Origin of the sequence: Arthrobacter sp. APC 3897, assembly GCF_030407495.1 — a bacterium.
Classification (GTDB): domain Bacteria; phylum Actinomycetota; class Actinomycetes; order Actinomycetales; family Micrococcaceae; genus Arthrobacter_B.
In genome coordinates this window covers 1-17,750 of record NZ_JASDDG010000024.1, presented here as the reverse complement: position 1 = coordinate 17,750, position 17,750 = coordinate 1, and the positions used below count along the sequence as shown (strand labels likewise).

The window sequence follows — 17,750 nt, the reverse complement described above, 5'->3', positions numbered from 1 at the left end:
TGACCTAGTGCTTGAAGCCGGGAAGGTCCACGCTCATGCGCGGGGCGATGGTTCCGGCGGCCGCAGTGAACAGGCTCAGCACCACCAGCAGCGCCGCAGCCGGCCACCAGTGATCGGACGCAGCCGCCACCATGCCGGTGGCCAGCAGCGGAATAAAGCCCGACACCATGCCGGCGGTGTTCTGCGCGAACCCGACACCCGTGTACCGGGTGCGGGCGGGGAAGAGCCCGGTCAGGATGGTGCCGTTTGCAGCGTACGGGAGGGACAGTGTGGCCACGGCCAGTGTCATGCCCAGGATCACCAGCACCGGTGTGCCGGAGGTGATGAGCAGGAACGAGGGCACGGCTGCGACGGCGGATCCGAGGCCGCCGTAGAGGATCACACGGCTGGAGCCGAAGCGCTCGCCGAGCCGGCCGCCCAGGATGAGCACGGGGATTTCCACCGCCGCGGCCACCATGCCGCCCAGCAGCATCAGCTGGGAGGAGTAGCCCAGGATGGACACGCCGTAGTAGACCACGAAGGCGGTCACCAGGTAGAAGCCGCCGACGCCGAGCAATGCAGCGGCCATGCCGACGATGATCTGCTTCCAGGAGTCCTTCAGGGTGGTGCGGATGGGGGTCTTTTCCACCTGCCCGTGTTCAAGCAGTTCCGCAAACACGGGAGATTCCTCCAGCCGGCTGCGGATGTACACGGCAACAAGGAGCATCGGAATGGCGGCGAGGAAGGGAATGCGCCAGCCGAAGCTGTCAAAGTTTTCCTGTGAGAACAGCAGTGTCATCAGGAAGAATCCGCCCGAGGACAGGATGGTTCCGATGGGTGAACCAATCTGCGGGAACGCGGCGTACCGGGCACGGCGCTCCAGCGGTGCGTTCTCCACCACGATGGTCATGGCTCCGGACCATTCCCCGCCCACGAACAGGCCCTGGGCCACGCGCAGGAGCACCAGGAGCACCGGGGCGGCGATGCCGATGGCCGCGTAGGTGGGCAGCGCACCGATCAGGCCCGTAATGATTCCGATTCCCACGATGGTGATCATGAGCGTTTTGCGCCGGCCGATCCGGTCCCCCATGGCGCCGAAGAACATTCCGCCCAGCGGCCGTGCCAGCAGCCCAACGCCGAAAGTCGCGAACGAGGCCAGAGCCGCCGCCGTGGCATTTTCATTGGAGAAGTACTGGACGTTGAAGATGAGCGCCGCAGCGGCGCTGAACAGGAAGAAGTCGTACCACTCCATGGCGGTGCCGATCAGGGCTCCGACAGAAACCTTCATGGCCTCTTTGTCGGTGAGAGTACGGGTTGCCCCGGCCTCGAGGTTCAGTGGTTGTGTCATGCCTGCCTCCGCAGCGGATGGTGTCCGGGCCGTGAAATAGATCCCTCAACGGGAACGAAGCACCAGCATGTCAGGAGAGGAAATGGAACGGCCGCAACAAATTCAGTGGATTTCCGGAGCTAAAATGTGCAAAAGCACAAGAATCGGGGCATCAAATACAGTGGCAATTACTCCGAAACATGGAATTAACACGGACAGCTCAGCAAGGCGCTGGAACGCACTGCTGGATTGCCTGAGCGTGGAGCGGCTGACCAATCTCTTCCTGGAGCGGGTGCTGCAGCTGAATGACTACCACGACGGCGCCCTGCCGGCCAGCGAAATCCGGCGCACCGCCACCGCATCCTTCGGGGCACTGATCGAGAGCCTGCGCCCCCGGGAAGATTCCGCGCAGCTGCAGGCGCAGCGCAGTCACATCGCCTTGGACGTGGGTGTCTCCCGGGCACGGGCCGGAATCCCGGTGGAGTCCCTGATGACCGCCATCCGCCTGGACTTCACCATCCTGTGGGGTGACCTGATGTGTCTGGCCGATGCCACCGATGCCGAACTGCTGGTTCAGCGTGCCGAGACGGTCTGGGAAGTGGTCGACTCCTACGCGTCACAGGCGCAGACCGCCTACATCCATGAACGCCAGCGCATGGCCCAGGAGGCAACGTCCGTGCGGCAGGGTTTCGTGGCGGCACTGTTTGGCCCGGTGAGCGCCCCGCCGGAGATGCTGGACCGGATCGCCGGGAAGCTGGGGGTCCCAGCGGACGCCATCTTGAACGTGGCAGCCGCCGGCGCTGCCAACAGTGCGTCCCTGCACCTGGCCGTGGCCGCGGCGTCGCGGCGCGGATGTGACCTGTTTACCCATCCCCTGCCTGACGGCCTGGTTGCCTTTTGGGTATCGGATGAACGGTCAGGGTGCCCCGCCCGTGAGGCAACTGAACAGGTGCGCGGCATCCCCTGCGGCCTCGTGGAACAGGTGCACGGTCTTGCAGGACTGAGGATAGCGGCGCAGACAGCCAGGGCACTGGCTGCGCTCGGGGATGAAGGAGACGCCGGCGCGCTGACCATGCGCAGCGCCTGGGCCAGGCTGGCCAAGCACCAGCTCGAGGAGACCGGCGTGCCGATGATTCCGGACGTCGAAGCCGCCCTGAAGCGGTGCGGTCCCGTTGAACGCGAACGGCTGCAGGAGGCGGCCCTGGCGTACCTGGCCACCGGCAGCATTGCCCGGTCCGCCGACCGGTTGTTCTGCCACCGGAATACCCTGATGAACCGGCTCCGGCGCTTCGCCGAACTCACCGGCATCGACCTCATGGTTCCGGAACAAGCTGCCCGCCTGGTGGTGGCCTGGGCCTGACGGGCAGCTGAGCCGAGGATCCTATCGGCGTACCGGCGCCGTTGGCTTACCGGCGCCGCACGGCCAGGCGTGCCAGCAGATCTTCCTCAGCGTGTTCCCCGGGGGTAATCCCGCGGGGAATGCGCAGCAGGAAGAAGAGTCCCAGCGTCCACCACAGGCCGAAGAGCAGCCATGGGACAGACCCCAGTGCGGCCGGCATGCCGGGCAGGTACAGCGAGAGCAGTCCCAGGCACAGCACCACGGCGGCGACGCCGATCAGCTGGCCGCCGTTGCCCTTGCCGCCGATGCGCAGCGGCCGGTCCATCTTCGGTTCGCGGCGGCGCAGGAGGACGAACACCAGCGAAACCAGCGCATAGGCAATAACGATGCTCGGTGACCCTGAATCAACCAGCCAGCCGAGCATGTTCTGCCCGAAGAACGGCGCCAGGACGGACAACACCCCGATGAACAGCAGCGCATTGACCGGGGTGCGGTACCGGGGGTGCAGCTTGCCGAACCAGGCGGGCAGCATTCCGGCCCGCGCCATGGAGTACATCAGCCTGGAAGCACCCAGCAGCAGGGAGTTCCACGAGGTCAGGATGCCCGCGATTCCGCCCGCGATGAGGATCTTGGCCATGATGTCGGAGCCAAACAGCTTGCCCATGGCGTCCGCCGTCGCAATATCGGTGCCGGCGAGCTCCTGCGCGTTCATGGCGGAGGAGGTGGTGAGGATGGTGCCCACGTACCAGACAGTGGCCAGGGCGACGGCGATGACCACCATGCGGCCAATCTGCCGGGCGGGGATGTGGGTTTCCTCCGCGGACTGCGGAATAACGTCGAAGCCCACGAACATGAACGGAACCACCACCAGAACCGCGAAGAAGCCGCCCATCCCGCCGGTGAAGAAGGGCTCCATGTTGGCGGTCGATCCGCCGGTGAAGGAGCCAAAGACCAGCATCATTCCCACAACGATCAGCAGCAGGACCACAAAGGTCTGCGCCGCGCCGGCGTGCCTGACGCCCAGGATATTCACTGCCGTAATGACGACGGCGGCCACCGCGCCCACCAGGGCCCAGGTCAGGTGCACCTGGTCCCCCGCGATCTCCCACAGCGGAACCGCGTTGAGGTTGGGGAACAGATAGGTGGCGGTCCGCGGCAGTGCCACCGCCTCGAAGGCCACGATGGTGATGTACCCGCCGGCTATCCCCCAGGAACCGATGAAGGACCACCGCGGCCCCATTCCGCGCAGCAGGTAGTTGTGCTCGCCGCCCGCCTTGGGCATGGCTGCCACCAGTTCGGCGTAGGTCAGGCCAACCACTGCCATGATCAGGCCGCCGGTGACCATGGCCAGAACCGCGCCCATGGTGCCCGCCGAGGTGATCCAGTCACCGGTCAGGACCACCCAGCCGAAGCCGATCATGGCGCCGAAACCCAGGGCGAGAACATCCCAGTTGCCGAGAACCTTAAGGAGGGACGGCTCTGCGTCCCGGGTGGACTTCACTTCTGTTCTGCCCATTTATGTACCTATCTGTGATGACCTCGTGTGAGTGTTGCGGTTAGGTGGTGATGTGGTGCCCGGCGCCGTGCTGTCAGCCCGGATTTCCCCCGCGCAGATAGACGGTGGTGGTGTGGCTGAAGAATTCCTTCGCCGCACCGCCCTGCTCCTTCGGTCCGTACCCGGATTTCCGTGCCCCGCCGAATGGAACGTGCGGATCGGCGCCGGCGGATTCCGAATTCACGTGCAGGATGCCCACGTCAAGGCGGTCCACGGCGTCAAGCACACGGGTGACATCCTGGGTGAAGACGGCGGCGCTGAGCCCGAATTCGCTCTGGTTGGCCAGTTCAAATGCCTGTCCGGCACCGGCAGCGCGCCGCATGCTCAGCACGGGGCCAAAGAACTCCTCCCGCCATGCAGTGTTGACTGCCCCGGCCGCCGGATCGCCCGGCAGCTCCAACACCGTCGGCGGGAGGAAGAACCCGCCGTCCGGGTCGGCACGGCCCGGGGCTTTGCCCTGATAGGCCAGTTCCGCACCTTCGGCCAGGGCCGCTTCCACTCCGGCGCTCACGCTCTGCGCAGCCGCTGCGTTGACCAGCGGCCCCATGTGAACGCCGTCGTCAACCGGGTCACCGGTGACCCAGTCATCGAGACGGGCACGCAGCCGGTCCAGGAAATCATCGGCCACCGCTTCGTCCACTATCAGGCGTGAGGTGGCGGTACATTTCTGGCCGGTGGAACGGAACGCTCCCAGCAGGACCTGCTCGGCGGCCAGGTCCAGATCCGCATCCCGGAGCACGACGGCGGCGTTCTTGCCTCCCATCTCCGCCTGTACCGGAACGCCGCGGGCGGCACCCGCTGCGGCAAGGCGCCGTCCGATGCCGGTTGACCCGGTGAAGGTCAGACCGTCCAGGCGCGGGTGTTCCACCAGGGCGCTGCCCAGGTTCCCCGGTCCGATGATTAGGTTCAGCACACCCGCAGGAAGCCCCGCTTCCGCCAAGGCACCGGCGAGCCGCAGCGCCAGCAGCGGTACGGTGCTGGCGGGTTTCCACACCACCGTGTTTCCGTACGCCAGCGCCGGGGCGATCTTCCATGCCGGAATGGCGATCGGGAAGTTGAAGGGTGTCACCACACCCACCACGCCCAGCGGCTTGCGGACCACCAGGATCCGCTCGCCACGGCGGGGCGAGGAGAAAATCTCACCGGCCGAACGGTCCCCTTCGTTGCCGTAGTACCGCAGGATCTGTGCTGCCCGGAGCACCTCGCCCTGGGCCTCGGCGCGGGTTTTCCCTTCCTCCCGCGCCAGTTCCAGGCCGAGGCGCTCCTGATCCCGTTCCAGCAGGCCGGCGGCCCGGAGCAGGATTGCCCCGCGCTCATGCATCGGAGTGCCGGCCCATGCACCTGCCGCCGCCGACGCCGCAGCCACCGCACGGTCCAGCTGTTCCGGTGAGGCCTGCAGGCCCTGTGCCACTGTTTCGCCGGGCCTGGCCGGGTTCACCGAGGACAGGACGGAACCGGTGCCTTCTTCCCATGTTCCGTTGATGTAATGCCGCAGTGCGGCGACTGGTGCAGAGTGCGTCAAGGGAGCTCCTGGTGTGGGACGGCGGTGAGGCTGAGAGTGGGATTCGCGGGCGGTTAGCGGAAAGCGGGGATGCCGGTGAGTTTCTGCCCGAGGATGAGGGTGTGCACTTCATCGGTGCCCTCGTACGTGCGCACCGACTCCAGGTTGTTGGCGTGGCGCAGCGGTGAGTAGTCCAGGGTGATGCCGTTGCCGCCGAGGATCGTCCGCGCTTCGCGGGCAATCGCGATCGCTTCCCGTACGTTGTTGAGCTTGCCCACGGAGATCTGGTGCGGCTGCAGGGTTCCGGCGTCCTTTAGCCGGCCCAGGTGCAGTGCCAGGAGGAATCCCTTGTTGATTTCCAGGGCCATGTCCACCAGCTTCTGCTGGGTCAGCTGGTACCCGGCCAGCGGCTTGTCGAACTGCAGCCGTTCCTTGGAGTAGGCCAGGGCGGCTTCGAAGGAATCGCGTGCGGCGCCCATGGAGCCCCAGATGATTCCGTAGCGGGCTTCGTTGAGGCAGGAGAAGGGACCGCGCAGGCCCTTGGCGCCGGGCAGGACTGCGTCAGCAGGCAGGCGCAGGTCTGTCAGTTCAATTTCACACTGGATGGAGGCACGCATCGAGAGCTTCGGTTCAATCGGAGTAGCGGCAAAACCCGGAGTATCGGTGGGCACAACAAAGCCGCGGACGCCGTCGTCGGTCTGCGCCCAGATGACGGCGACGGCGGCAACGTTGGCCAGCCCGATCCACCGTTTGGTGCCGTTGAGCACCCAGTCATCCCCGTCCCGGCGGGCGAAAGTCTTCATGGAGGACGGGTCGGATCCGGCCGTGGGTTCCGTGAGCCCAAAGCAGCCAATGAGTTCACCGGCTGCCATCCCCGGAAGCCACCGGGTCTTCTGCTCCTCCGAGCCCCACTTGGAAATGGCGCTCATCGCCAGCGACCCCTGCACGGAAACGAAGGTCCGCAGACCGGAGTCACCGGCCTCCAGCTCGGCTCCCGCCAGGCCGTATTCAACTGCGGAACCGCCAGCGCAGCCGTAGCCGTGCAGGTGCATGCCCAGGAGGCCGAGCTTGCCCATTTCGGGAACAATCTCCAGCGGAAAATGGGCGTCCTCGTACCAGCGGGCAATGTTCGGGCGGATCTGATCATTGACGAAACCGCGCACCCGGGCTCGCAGTTCCAGCTCCGCCGGGGTAAGGAGGGAGTCGAAGTTGATGAGGTCGGCGGGTTCCAGGGCTGCTTCGGCGGATTCCTGGGCGGCAAGGGCGGACATGATGCTCCATCTCTGTAGGGCGTTAAGGTTGTGCTGCGGGACCGGCCCGTCCCAGCGGGCCGGGTGAATCAGGAAATGCCGGCGGCGGGTGCGGCGGAGGAAGCCCCCTGCAGGATGGCTGTGCGGAGGACCTCCAGCCCGTCGCGCAGCAGCTCGCCGCTGATCACCAGGGGCGGCAGGAGGCGGATGACGTTTCCGTAGGTACCGCACGTCAGGGTCAGGACGCCCTCGGCGTGGCAGGCCGCAGAGATGCTGCGGGCCAAATCCGGACGCGGTTCGAGGGTTTCGGGATCGGCGAACTCCAGGGCCAGCATGGCTCCCCGGCCGCGGAACTGGGCGACGGCGCCGACCTCTTCCACCAGCGGTTCCAGCAGTTCACGGGCTGCAGCTTCAATGGACCTGGCGTTGGCCAGCAGGGTTCCGTCTTCGAATTCTTCAAAGACTGCCAGGGCGGCTTCGCAGGCCAGCGGGTTGCCGGCGTAGGTGCCGCCAAGTCCGCCGGTATGCACGGCGTTCATCAAGTCTGTCCGTCCCGTGACGGCGGACAGCGGCAGGCCCCCGGCCAGCGCCTTGGCGCTGAGGGTGATGTCACCGGCCACGCCTTCATACTCGCTGGCATACAGCGTGCCGGTGCGGCCCATGCCGGCCTGGATCTCGTCCATGACCAGGATGATTCCGTGCCGCTCGGCGATCTTTCGCAGTCCGGCCAGGAAACCGGGTGCCGGAACAATGAACCCGCCCTCACCCTGGATGGGCTCGATGACCATGGCAGCGAAGGTTTCCGGACCGCTTTCGGCCAGAGTCTGTTCGACGGCGGCCAGTGCAGCTGCCGCGTCCCCGGCCCCGGAGCCCGCGGAGGGGCGCAGGGGGTTGGCCGAGGACGCCCGGATTACCTCGCCGGGCAGCGGGCCGAAGTTGAGCCGGTACGGGTTGACCTTGGCGGTCATGGCCATGGTCAGCAGGCTGCGCCCGTGGTAGGCCTCATCGAAAACCAGCACGTTCGGCCGGCCGGTTGCTGCGCGGGCTATCTTGACGGCGTTTTCCACTGCCTCGGCCCCGGTGGAGAACAGGGCGGTCCGCTTGTCGAAATCGCCGGGTGTGTGTTCGTTGAGCCAGCGGCATACCTGGGTGAACGAGTCATATTCGGTAACCATGAAACAGGTGTGGGTGAACTTTTCCAGCTGCGCAGCCACCCGCTGCCGGACCCGCGGGTTGGCGGCGCCCACGCTGGTCACGGCAATTCCGGAGGCAAAGTCGATGAACCGGTTGCCGTCCACATCCTGGAGGATCCCGCCGTCGGCCCGGTCAATAAACACCGGCAAGGTGACGCCGAACCCGGCGCTGACGTGGGCCTCGCGTTCCTGGTGCAGCGCCAGGGAAAGTGGGCCCGGCACCTCCGTTGCCAAGTGCCTGGACTGGGGAACGGGTGCGGCTGCGGAGTCAAAAGTCATCTCGGTCATGCGCACACGCTACGGAGCAATGCGACGTGCGTCATTGAACGTTTGAGCCAATTTAGGCCGTCGTACTGGATGATTTGTCTATGGTCTCCCTCACTGAACTCAGCAATGCCCTGGGCCCCCACCTCGTCTTCCACTCCGGACGGCAACAGCCGAACCGGCAGCTTACCGGCGTCCATGTGTCCGAGTTGGAGGACCCAACGCCGTATCTGGAGGGAGGAGAACTGCTGCTAACCACCGGCATGCCGCTGGTTCGCAACGATGCCGCTGCCGGCGAGTATGTGGCACGGCTTCGGGACAAGGGCATTTTGGCCCTTGGCCTGGGTTTGGGTCCCTGGCTGGAGGAGGTGCCTGTCATGGTGGCCGAGGTCTGCGCAGCAGCGGGCATCGACCTGCTGACTGTTCCCGACGGAGTGCCGTTCCAGAACGTCTCGCGGGCGTACTGGCGGTTGTCTGCCCGAAGCGGCCAGGCGGACCTCATGGGCAGCCTGGGCACCCAGACGGCCCTCGCCCAGGCGGCGATGCGCCCGGATGCCACCACCGCCGTCGTCCGCGGCCTGGCGCAGGCGCTGGGCGGCTGGGCCGCGTATCTGCCCGCCGATTCAGGCCCGTCAACCTTTTGGCCGGCCAGCGCCGAAGGGTACATTCCCCCGCTGCGCGCCGAGACCCTCCGGCTCAACCGGTCCGGAACGCACTCTGCGGCTACTTTTGAAATCCACGGGCAAGCCGTTGTGGAGTATTCCATCGGCACCAGCGGACGCATCCACGGCTTCCTCGCGGTGGGCCCGGGACGCACACTGACGGCTGCGGACCGCCAGGTGATCCTGACCGTCTGCACGCTGCTCGCTCTCAAGGCACGGCAGCGGGAGGTGGTCTCCGGCGCCTCAGCGACGCTGGGAGCTGCCGTGGCCAAGCTCGTCCTCCACGGACACACTGAGGCGGCGCGCATCCTCGCTGAAGACGTGGGGCTGCAGGAGCTGCCCGGCCGGGTGCGCGTGCTGGGACTTACGGTCCGGGGAGGCGAGAACCAGGGAACGCTGATTCGGGCCGCTTCCGTCCTGGTTCCCGACGCCGGACTGCCTCCTCTCCCGGACTATTCGGCCACCTGCCTGCTGCGCCACGAGGAGGAATCGGCCCTGTATCTGGTACTTCCGGACTCCGATATGGCGGCTGCGGGGCGGGAACCGGAACCAGCCGGTTCAACCGCGGCGCATCCGCACCTGGCCGGAGCCCTCAGCGAGCCGGTGCCGCTGGGAGAAGCGGCGTCGGTGATGCCGGCCGTGCGGCGGGCACTGCGGCAGGCACCGCCGGGATCGCTGGTGGGGACCGGAAGTGACAGCAATACCCGGGCGCGTGAATGGGTGAAGATTCTGCAGGGCCACCCGCGGTCGGACCTGGTGGGCACGGTGACCGAGTATCTGCGCCATCGCGGCCACTGGGAGAACGCCTCCCGCAGCTTGGGAGTGCACCGCAACTCACTGCGGCACCGCATCAGCCTTGCTTCCTCGCTGCTCGATGCGGACCTGGATGATCCCGATGTCTTTGCACCTCTGTGGATGGAACTGCGGCATTACGAAAGATGATCGGAAGGCTGCTTCGCCGTCTCTTCGGCGCGCAGCCAGGCGAGCACGCTGTCCGTGTGCTCGCCCAGCCGGGGCGGGGCCTGGACGCGCGGTGCCAGCGGCGGCTCCCAGACAGCGGGGTGCCGCATCTGCCGCCCGCTCACTGCCCCGGAGGCGTCCCGGACCTCGATGGTGGGTTCCAGTCCCAGTGACTCGGCGTAGGCAATGCCGTCATCGATGCCGGCCACCCTGCCGGCGGGTACGCCCGCTCCGGTCAGCCGTTCCTGCCACCGCTCGGCAGGGGCCGCGGCCAGCAGCTCCTCCAGCAGCGGCACCAGTACCTCCCGGTGCTGCACACGGGCACTGTTTGTAGTAAAACGCCCGTCGGCTGCGAGGTCCGGCGCTCCCAGCTCCCGGGCCAGGCGGCGGAACTGGGCGTCATTGCCGCAGGCGACGGCAAGCGGTCCGTCAGCGCATTCAAGGAGCTGGTACGGGACGATCGACGGGTGGGCGTTGCCCATTCCGGCCGGGACCACTCCGGCCCCCAGGAAGGCCTGCCCCTGATTCGCCAGGGCTCCCTGCAGACTGGAGAGCAGATTAAGCTGGACGTGGCTGCCGTGCCCGGTCGCGCGGCGGGCCTGAAGGGCGGCCAGCACGGCAATGGCGGCGTCCTTGGCCGTCAGCACGTCCACCAGGGCCACGCCGGCCTTGTACGGGGCGCCGTCGGCCTCCCCGGTGATGCTCATCAGTCCGCCAAGAGCCTGGACGATGAAGTCATATCCGGGAAGGTCCCGCCCGCCGGCAGTTCCGAAGCCGGAGATGGAGGCATAGACCAGCCCCGGATTCGCAGTGCTGAGCTCGGCGTAGCCCAGGCCTAGCCTGTCCAGTCCCCCGGGTTTGAAGTTCTCCACCAGAACGTCTGCACGCAGTGCCAGTTCCCGCGCCGCCTGCAGGTCGTCCGGGTTGCTGAGGTCCAGGCACACGGACTCCTTGTTCCGGTTCACCGATTCAAAATACGTTGAGCCCGTTTCGGACCAGGGCGGCCCCCAGCTGCGGGTGTCATCACCGGCGCCCGGGCGTTCCACCTTCACCACCCGGGCGCCGAGGTCCGCCAGCGTCATGGTGCACAGCGGACCTGCCAGCACGCGGGAGAAATCCGCAACAAGGATCCCGTCAAGCGGCCGCTGGCCAGCGGCCTCCGCTGCGCTGCCCGCCGCTGATCCGCCGGGTCCCTCCGGCGATGCTGAATTCACCATGCGTATGCTCCCCTGTTCCCCGGCGGACCGTCTTCAGGGATTTTCCCCTGTGTTCCCGGTCATGCCGGACGGTGCACCCAGCTTAGACAAGGCCCGGACAGGCGTTTTGGACGAATTATCCTTCCCCGGGGCGCTCTGCACACCGGGCACGGCGCACCGGTCCGGCGCAACACCGATGCTGCGGGACCGGCGGGGAACTGCGGGAAAAAGAAAAACCCCCGGAAAACCGGGGGTTTTTGTCTGTAGCGGTGGGGAGGCTCGATCTCCCGACCTCACGATTATGAGTCGTGCGCTCTAACCAACTGAGCTACACCGCCACTAAATGAGGAAAGCCCGCGTCCCTAAATTGGCCTCTGCATAACAAACAGCCTTAGCAACACGGACCCTCTCATTCAGAGCCCCGACCGGGAATCGATCCCGGGACCTCCATCTTACCAAGATGGCGCTCTACCACTGAGCTATCGGGGCAACGAGTAAATACTCTACCAGCACTTTTGGAGAACATGAAATCGGCCAAAAACCGCCCGAATAAAGTGATCCAGGCCACTGCGGAAGGGAGGCGAATCCCGCCCCTTTCCCTCACGGAACCGGTGCAGCAAAGCAGGGCGTGCCCCCATTTATCAGTATGCTTAGAACTCGAGAAAGCAGGCATAGGTGACAGATTCGCCGCAGCACCCGAACGGTGCCCTTCTGGGCGGCCGCTACCGTTTGGAGAAACAAATCGGTGCCGGTTCCATGGGCACTGTTTACCGCGCCAGGGATGAGTTTTTGGGCCGCGACGTAGCCGTCAAACTGGTACGGACCTCCGCCGCCACACCCCACGAACAGCAGCAGGCGGATGCCGAGGCGAAAATCCTGGCCCGGCTCAACCACCACAGCCTGGTTACCCTGCTCGACGCCGGAACCCGCCTGTACACCCCCGAAATCCAGCAGGTGTACCTTGTCATGGAACTGGTGCAGGGTGCCGATCTGCGGCTCCGCCTCCAGGACGGTCCGCTCTGCCCGCGGAAGGTGGCGCAGCTCGGCTACGACCTTGCACTGGGTCTGGATTACATCCACGGTGCGCACGTGGTGCACCGGGACGTCAAACCGGCCAACATCATGCTCTTTGACTACCGCGGTGACGACGCCCGCATCCGTGCGAAACTCACGGATTTCGGTGTGGCTCTGATTGCGCGGGAACCCCAGCCGCAGCACGGAACATTTACGGGCACCGCCGCGTATATGAGCCCCGAGCAGGCCCGCGGCGAAGCAGTGGGCACCGAATCGGACATCTATTCGCTGGGCCTGGTCCTCCTGCAATGCCTTACCGGCGTCCCCGCATATCCGGGACCCGCCCTGGAAAGTGCCGTGGCACGCCTTCTGCGGCCTCCTGCCATCCCCGAGGACCTTGAGACAGGGTTCCGGAGGCTCCTGACAGCCATGACGGCTCTGGAGCCCCGCAGCAGGCCGTCCGCCCACGAGGTTTCACTGGCCCTGTTTGAACTCGCAGTGGCTCCGCGCGCACGCCACCGGATGAATCCGCCGCTGATTCCCGCGTATGAATCCGAACGGATGGAAGCGGTGCACCGCTACAACCTGCTGGACACTCCCCCGGACGGCACTTTTGACCGCATCACCGCGCTGGCTGCCCGGCTGTTTTCCGTCCCCGTGGCCATTGTGTCGGTGGTGGATACGGACCGGATCTGGTTCAAATCCCATTATGGAACGGACGTCCGGCAGATCGGGCGGGACCCGGGCCTGTGCGCCTCGGCAATCCTGCAGGACGACGCGTGGGTTGTCTCCGATGCCCGGGTTGATCCGCGGACGCTGGTCAACCCCCTGGTGGCCGGCGACTTTGGGCTGCAGTTCTACGCCGGCGTGCCGCTGCAGACCCGGGACGGGTACAACCTGGGCACCCTGTGCGTCCTGGACCGGGAGCCGCGGGAATTCACCGGCGATGAGGTCCGGACGCTGGAGGACCTTGCCGCAATCGTCATGAATGACCTGGAAATGCGCCTGGCGAATCAGCGGATGCCGGCTGCCTGACCCGTCGGAGCTTGGAACGCCCTCCGCTGAAAAGGCGTCCCGCACAGAAAAGGCACCCCCGATGATTCGGGGGTGCCTTTCCTATGGCTGCTTAGTCGCGGAAACGCGGTGCGCGGGTACCGGCCGGCTTGAAGCCGCCGCGGTCGCCGTCGCGCTTCTTGAAGCCGCCGCGGTCGCTGCCGCTGCGGTCACCGAAGCTGCGCTCGCCGTCGCGCTTCTTGAAATCCTTCTTGTAGCCGCCGCGGTCACCGCGGTCATTGAAGCCGCCGCTTTCACGGTCGCGGTTCGGCTTGCGGCCGTTGTCCAGCTCGAGGTGAATCAGCTCGCCGCCGATCCGGGTGCGGGACAGGGCGCGCAGCTGGTCCTGGCTGAGGTCCGCCGGGAGCTCTACAAGCGTATGGTCGGCGCGGATGTCGATGCCGCCGATCTGGGCGGAAGACAGGCCGCCTTCGTTGGCAATGGCGCCAACGATGGAGCCGGGCATGACGCGCTGGCGGCGGCCGACGGCGATGCGGTACGTTGCATTGCCTTCGGTCAGCGGGCGTGTCGGGCCGCGGGATCCGTTGCCGTCATTGCGTCCTTCGGAGCGCTCGCGCTGGCGGGCCGGAGCCTGCGGAATTTCTTCCATCAGCAGCGGGCGGCCGCCCTGGGCCATGACAGCCAGCGCAGCAGCAACTTCTTCGGCGGTGACGTCGTGGTCAGCGATGTAGGTGGTGACCAGGTCGCGGAACACCGAGACGTCTTCGGACGCCAGGGTTTCGGTGATCTGCTCGGAGAACTTCGCCAGGCGCTTGTTGTTCACGATGTCGATGCTCGGAAGCTGCATGTGCTCAACGGGCTGGCGGGTGGCCTTCTCGATGGCCCGCAGCAGGTACTTCTCACGCGGGGTCATGAAGAGGATCGCGTCGCCGGTGCGTCCTGCGCGGCCCGTACGGCCGATGCGGTGGACGTAGGACTCCGTGTCGTGCGGGATGTCGTAGTTGATGACATGGCTGATGCGCTCGACGTCAAGGCCGCGGGCCGCGACGTCGGTGGCAACCAGGATGTCGATCTTGCCGCTGCGCAGGGCCTCGACGGTGCGCTCGCGCTGCTGCTGCGGGATGTCACCGTTGATTGCTGCAGCCTGGTAGCCGCGGGCCTTGAGCTTGTCAGCCAGGTCCTCGGTGGCCATCTTGGTGCGGACGAAGGCGATAACGCCGTCGTAGTCTTCGCTCTCCAGGATGCGGGTCATGGCGTCCAGCTTGTGCGGGCCCATGACCTGCACGTAGCGCTGGCGGGTGTTCGCACCGGTGGTGGTCTTGGACTTGACCGTGATTTCCGCCGGGTTGTTCAGGTACTTCTTGGCGATCTTGCGGATGGCGCCCGGCATGGTGGCGGAGAACAGTGCCACCTGCTTGTCGGCGGGGGTGGTTGCCAGGATCTGCTCGACATCTTCGGCGAAGCCCATGCGGAGCATTTCGTCGGCCTCGTCCAGCACCAGGTACTGCAGGTTGGACAGGTCCAGGGAACCCTTGGAGATGTGGTCGATGACGCGTCCCGGGGTACCGACAACAACCTGGGCGCCGCGGCGCAGGCCGGCCAGCTGGGGGCCGTAAGCGGAGCCGCCGTAGACGGGCAGGACGGTAAAGCCGTCCATGTGCTTGGCGTAGGAAGCGAAGGCCTCGGCGGACTGCAGGGCCAGTTCGCGTGTCGGCGCCAGCACCAGGATCTGGGTGTCCTTGGTGGCGGGCAGGCCGGCCATCAGGGACAGGGCGGGAACGGCAAACGCGGCAGTCTTGCCGGTACCGGTCTGCGCCAGGCCGACGACGTCGCGGCCTTCAAGCAGAAGGGGAATGGTGGCTGCCTGGATGGGGGACGGCTTTTCGTAGCCGACGTCAACCAGGGCCTGCAGCACGCGGGGATCAAGACCGAGATCGGTGAAGAGAACCTGCTTCTCTTCAGCTGCTTCGGGAGCGGCGGTTGCTGCGGTGTCAGTGTTTTCTACAGTGTCAAGCAAAAGAATTAATCCTCATTCATTGGGACCGCGCGGCCGGTATAGGCCGCAGGACGTAAGTCCGGCGCTGTTGCAATCCCATGGCAGGACTTTCCGTCACAGCTGTAGGCCAATTTCACTGGATTGTGAGGCGTGGCCGGTGTGACGATTTCTTTGCCGGCGCTCCCAAAAGATGAATCTGCCCGCATTCGAGAATGCGGGCCCCAACACAACGTACCAAACGGTCAGAAACCGCAGGAAAATAAGGGAATACCGGAGTGGGGGATGTTTCAAGTGTACGGCATACCGGGGGCGGCCCGTCCACAGTTGCCGGTGAGCTTGGGCACACGGGCCCGTCATCCGCAGTTTCCTCCGGCTTCCCGGGGCGCCCGCTTCCCTGGTTTTGCAGTGTCTCTGCAGGTGTGCGGCGGGGTTTGTGGTTTATGTGAAGGACACCGCGGTTTCCCGGGACTGCCGCGTTTTCAGGGTGTGCAGGACTTTCCTGATTTCCGGGGACAGTACCAGTCCCCCGGCAGACTCCGCCTCCGTCAGCAGTGCGGCCTGGGTTGGACTCAGCCCGCGGAAAACGTCGCCGGAAGTCACGCCGTGTTCCGGCCGCCGGAGAACGGTCACCGGGTCTCCCGCGCTGATGGTCCCGTTGCGGACAACACTCAGGTAGGTTCCCGTCCGGGCGGCCGCCGTAAACCGCTTCACCCAGCCTGGCTGCTTCATCCGCTGGGCAAAATTCCGGCAGGGCGTGCGCGGACAGGTCACTTCCAGGACGGTCCGGTCCCCGATCTGCCACCGTTCACCGATGACGGCCTCGGATACCGGAAGGCCCGCGAGCCGCAGGTTTTCACCAAAGAGCCCCGGAGGAATGTCTCTGCCCAGTTCGCCTGCCCAGTAGTCGGCGTCGTCCTGCGAATAGGCGTACACGGCCTTGGACTCCCCGCCGTGGTGTTTACGGCTGGCCTGGATGTCCCCGGTCAAACCCAGGCCGTGAACTTTCACGGGCCCGGCGGCGGGACGCTTGTCGATTGCCGTTACACCGGTGGAGTCGGTGGTGGGCAGCAGCTCGTGGACGCGGCACACGGCCAGCAGGGTTCCCGGGGTCATGCCGATGATTCTACGAGGCAGGTTTGTGTTCCGCACGGTGTGTGAGGTGCGTCGGGTGTGGAGCTTTCGCCCGTATCCCGCCCGCCACTGCGCCGAGAGTGCAGGTCACCCCGCAATAGGCCGTTCGGAACGTCACTTTCTCTGCTTTCGACTGCTCGAATCAGCACGACGTCGACACTGGGCAGGGACGCATCGCTGCCCACACCTGCTCAATTGTTCCTGCACAGTTCGCTATGAGGCGCGACGGCCCGCACGAAGTCCACCAGGCCGGCCTGTCAGCGTGCAACCAGGTTCAGCGGTGCAACCGTCGATGCATGCGCAACGCTTCAAGTCTCCCTCCCGCTTTGACCAGACGCTCCTTTGCCCTGCCTGAATCCGACGCCTGCGGGGTTTCCCGCGGAAGAACCCGGGCCCGTGACCTCACAACCCTGAGCCGCGGGGTCCGTGCTCCGGCCGGAGTCGAGCAGACTCTCCTTCAACAGGTGCACCCGCATCTTGTTCTCCTCCCGGATGCTGTGGCCAGCGATGAGACTGCTGCGATGCTCCACGGGATGCCGCTGCCTCCTTGGCTGCAGAGCGGGGACATGCTGCACCTCACCCGGCCCGCCGCAAGCGCCGCAATACGCCGGAACGGAATTCACGGCCATCGGCGCAGCCTCCGGGCGACGGAGGTTGTCCGGGTTGGCGGTTTACCCGTCACCAGCATCGCCCGTACATGGGTTGACATGGCGGGACAGCTGGGTATCGAGGATTTGGTTGTGGCCGCGGACTGGATGGTCAGCGAGCACCGCCGGGACTTCGGTGATCCGCGCGTCGCCAAAGTCCCCCTCGCTGAGCTGCACGCGTATACGTCTTCTCTTCGCGGCACTCGTTACCTGCGGCGGCTCGAAGAAGCGCTGGAGCTGACACGCGTCGGAGTCGATTCTCCGCCGGAAACCCGTCTCAGGCTCATGATGATGCGCGAGCACCTGCCGGAGTTCAGCGTGAACTGCCGAATAGACCCGGCCCGGACGCACCGCCCTGTGTGGACCGATTTGGGCAGCAGTGAGTATCGGGTCTGTGTCGAGTACGACGGCCTGCATCATCTGACACCGGAGCAGCAGGCGCTGGACAACGAACGCGACGCCCTCACCGCGCTGGCTGGATGGCGCCAAATAAAAGTCAACCGGCTGCAGCTGCGCCGCGGCTCCGCAGTCGTTGTGGATCCGATCCGCAGGGCTCTTCGCGACAACGGCTGGCGCGGCTAACGTTCGACCGGACAGACGCTGCCGCTTTGAGCCATCGACTGTGCCGACGACGTGTGAACGACGCGCGGAAAGCCGCGCTAACGGGACACTCGATGGGGCCAAGGGACAGGCGGGGCAGCCCAGGGGGAGGGGATGGAAAG

The 17,750-nt window shown here is 65.9% G+C and carries 12 protein-coding genes and 2 tRNA genes; 4 read left to right on the top strand and 10 right to left on the bottom strand.

What is annotated here, in order from left to right:
• Positions 1 to 4: 4 nt before the first annotated feature.
• The gene (locus QMA10_RS12255) at positions 5 to 1,327 is read right to left on the bottom strand and encodes an MFS transporter (protein WP_290168739.1); all 1,323 of its coding nucleotides are present in this window, start codon (positions 1,325 to 1,327) and stop codon (positions 5 to 7) included.
• Positions 1,328 to 1,487: 160 nt separating this feature from the next.
• Here QMA10_RS12255 and QMA10_RS12250 point away from each other — a divergent pair, with 160 nt between their 5' ends.
• Complete coding sequence (locus QMA10_RS12250; protein WP_290168737.1) at positions 1,488 to 2,666, top strand: helix-turn-helix domain-containing protein; 1,179 nt, start codon at positions 1,488 to 1,490, stop codon at positions 2,664 to 2,666.
• Between the two features lie 46 nt (positions 2,667 to 2,712).
• On the opposite strand, the gene QMA10_RS12245 is transcribed toward QMA10_RS12250, so the two are convergent.
• The 4 genes from QMA10_RS12245 to QMA10_RS12230 form a co-directional block, all read right to left on the bottom strand.
• The gene (locus QMA10_RS12245; RefSeq protein WP_290168736.1) at positions 2,713 to 4,161 is read right to left on the bottom strand and encodes an APC family permease; all 1,449 of its coding nucleotides are present in this window, start codon (positions 4,159 to 4,161) and stop codon (positions 2,713 to 2,715) included.
• Positions 4,162 to 4,234: 73 nt separating this feature from the next.
• A complete protein-coding gene (locus QMA10_RS12240; protein WP_290168735.1) occupies positions 4,235 to 5,722 on the bottom strand; it encodes an aldehyde dehydrogenase family protein in 1,488 nt (495 codons plus the stop codon).
• Between the two features lie 53 nt (positions 5,723 to 5,775).
• Positions 5,776 to 6,972, bottom strand: a complete 1,197-nt coding sequence (locus QMA10_RS12235) for an acyl-CoA dehydrogenase family protein (protein ID WP_290168734.1) — start codon at positions 6,970 to 6,972, stop codon at positions 5,776 to 5,778.
• A 68-nt stretch (positions 6,973 to 7,040) separates the two neighbouring features.
• Positions 7,041 to 8,432, bottom strand: coding sequence for an aminotransferase class III-fold pyridoxal phosphate-dependent enzyme (locus QMA10_RS12230; RefSeq protein WP_290168732.1), 1,392 nt, complete (start codon positions 8,430 to 8,432; stop codon positions 7,041 to 7,043).
• An 80-nt stretch (positions 8,433 to 8,512) separates the two neighbouring features.
• Here QMA10_RS12230 and QMA10_RS12225 point away from each other — a divergent pair, with 80 nt between their 5' ends.
• A complete protein-coding gene (locus QMA10_RS12225) occupies positions 8,513 to 10,012 on the top strand; it encodes a PucR family transcriptional regulator ligand-binding domain-containing protein (RefSeq protein ID WP_290168730.1) in 1,500 nt (499 codons plus the stop codon).
• On the opposite strand, the gene QMA10_RS12220 is transcribed toward QMA10_RS12225, so the two are convergent.
• The 3 genes from QMA10_RS12220 to QMA10_RS12210 form a co-directional block, all read right to left on the bottom strand.
• On the bottom strand, positions 10,000 to 11,247 hold the full coding sequence (locus QMA10_RS12220; RefSeq protein ID WP_290168728.1) for a CoA transferase: 1,248 nt from the start codon (positions 11,245 to 11,247) through the stop codon (positions 10,000 to 10,002). The genes QMA10_RS12225 and QMA10_RS12220 overlap by 13 nt on opposite strands.
• Positions 11,248 to 11,490: 243 nt before the next feature.
• Positions 11,491 to 11,564: transfer RNA gene (locus QMA10_RS12215), tRNA-Met, on the bottom strand.
• A gap of 79 nt (positions 11,565 to 11,643) precedes the next feature.
• Positions 11,644 to 11,715, bottom strand: a tRNA-Thr gene (locus tag QMA10_RS12210).
• 186 nt (positions 11,716 to 11,901) lie between these two features.
• Here QMA10_RS12210 and QMA10_RS12205 point away from each other — a divergent pair.
• Positions 11,902 to 13,275 carry a protein kinase gene (locus tag QMA10_RS12205; RefSeq protein ID WP_290168725.1) on the top strand — a complete coding sequence of 458 codons (1,374 nt, stop codon included), beginning with the start codon at positions 11,902 to 11,904 and terminating at the stop codon, positions 13,273 to 13,275.
• Positions 13,276 to 13,366: 91 nt separating this feature from the next.
• Here QMA10_RS12205 and QMA10_RS12200 read toward each other — a convergent pair whose 3' ends face one another.
• Together QMA10_RS12200 and QMA10_RS12195 are read right to left on the bottom strand one after the other, a co-directional pair.
• On the bottom strand, positions 13,367 to 15,271 hold the full coding sequence (locus QMA10_RS12200) for a DEAD/DEAH box helicase (RefSeq protein WP_290168724.1): 1,905 nt from the start codon (positions 15,269 to 15,271) through the stop codon (positions 13,367 to 13,369).
• A 417-nt stretch (positions 15,272 to 15,688) separates the two neighbouring features.
• On the bottom strand, positions 15,689 to 16,363 hold the full coding sequence (locus QMA10_RS12195) for an MOSC domain-containing protein (RefSeq protein WP_290168723.1): 675 nt from the start codon (positions 16,361 to 16,363) through the stop codon (positions 15,689 to 15,691).
• A gap of 725 nt (positions 16,364 to 17,088) precedes the next feature.
• Here QMA10_RS12195 and QMA10_RS12190 point away from each other — a divergent pair.
• Positions 17,089 to 17,610 (top strand): hypothetical protein, encoded by a 522-nt coding sequence (locus QMA10_RS12190; RefSeq protein ID WP_290168722.1) that lies wholly within the window; start codon positions 17,089 to 17,091, stop codon positions 17,608 to 17,610.
• Positions 17,611 to 17,750 lie beyond the last annotated feature (140 nt).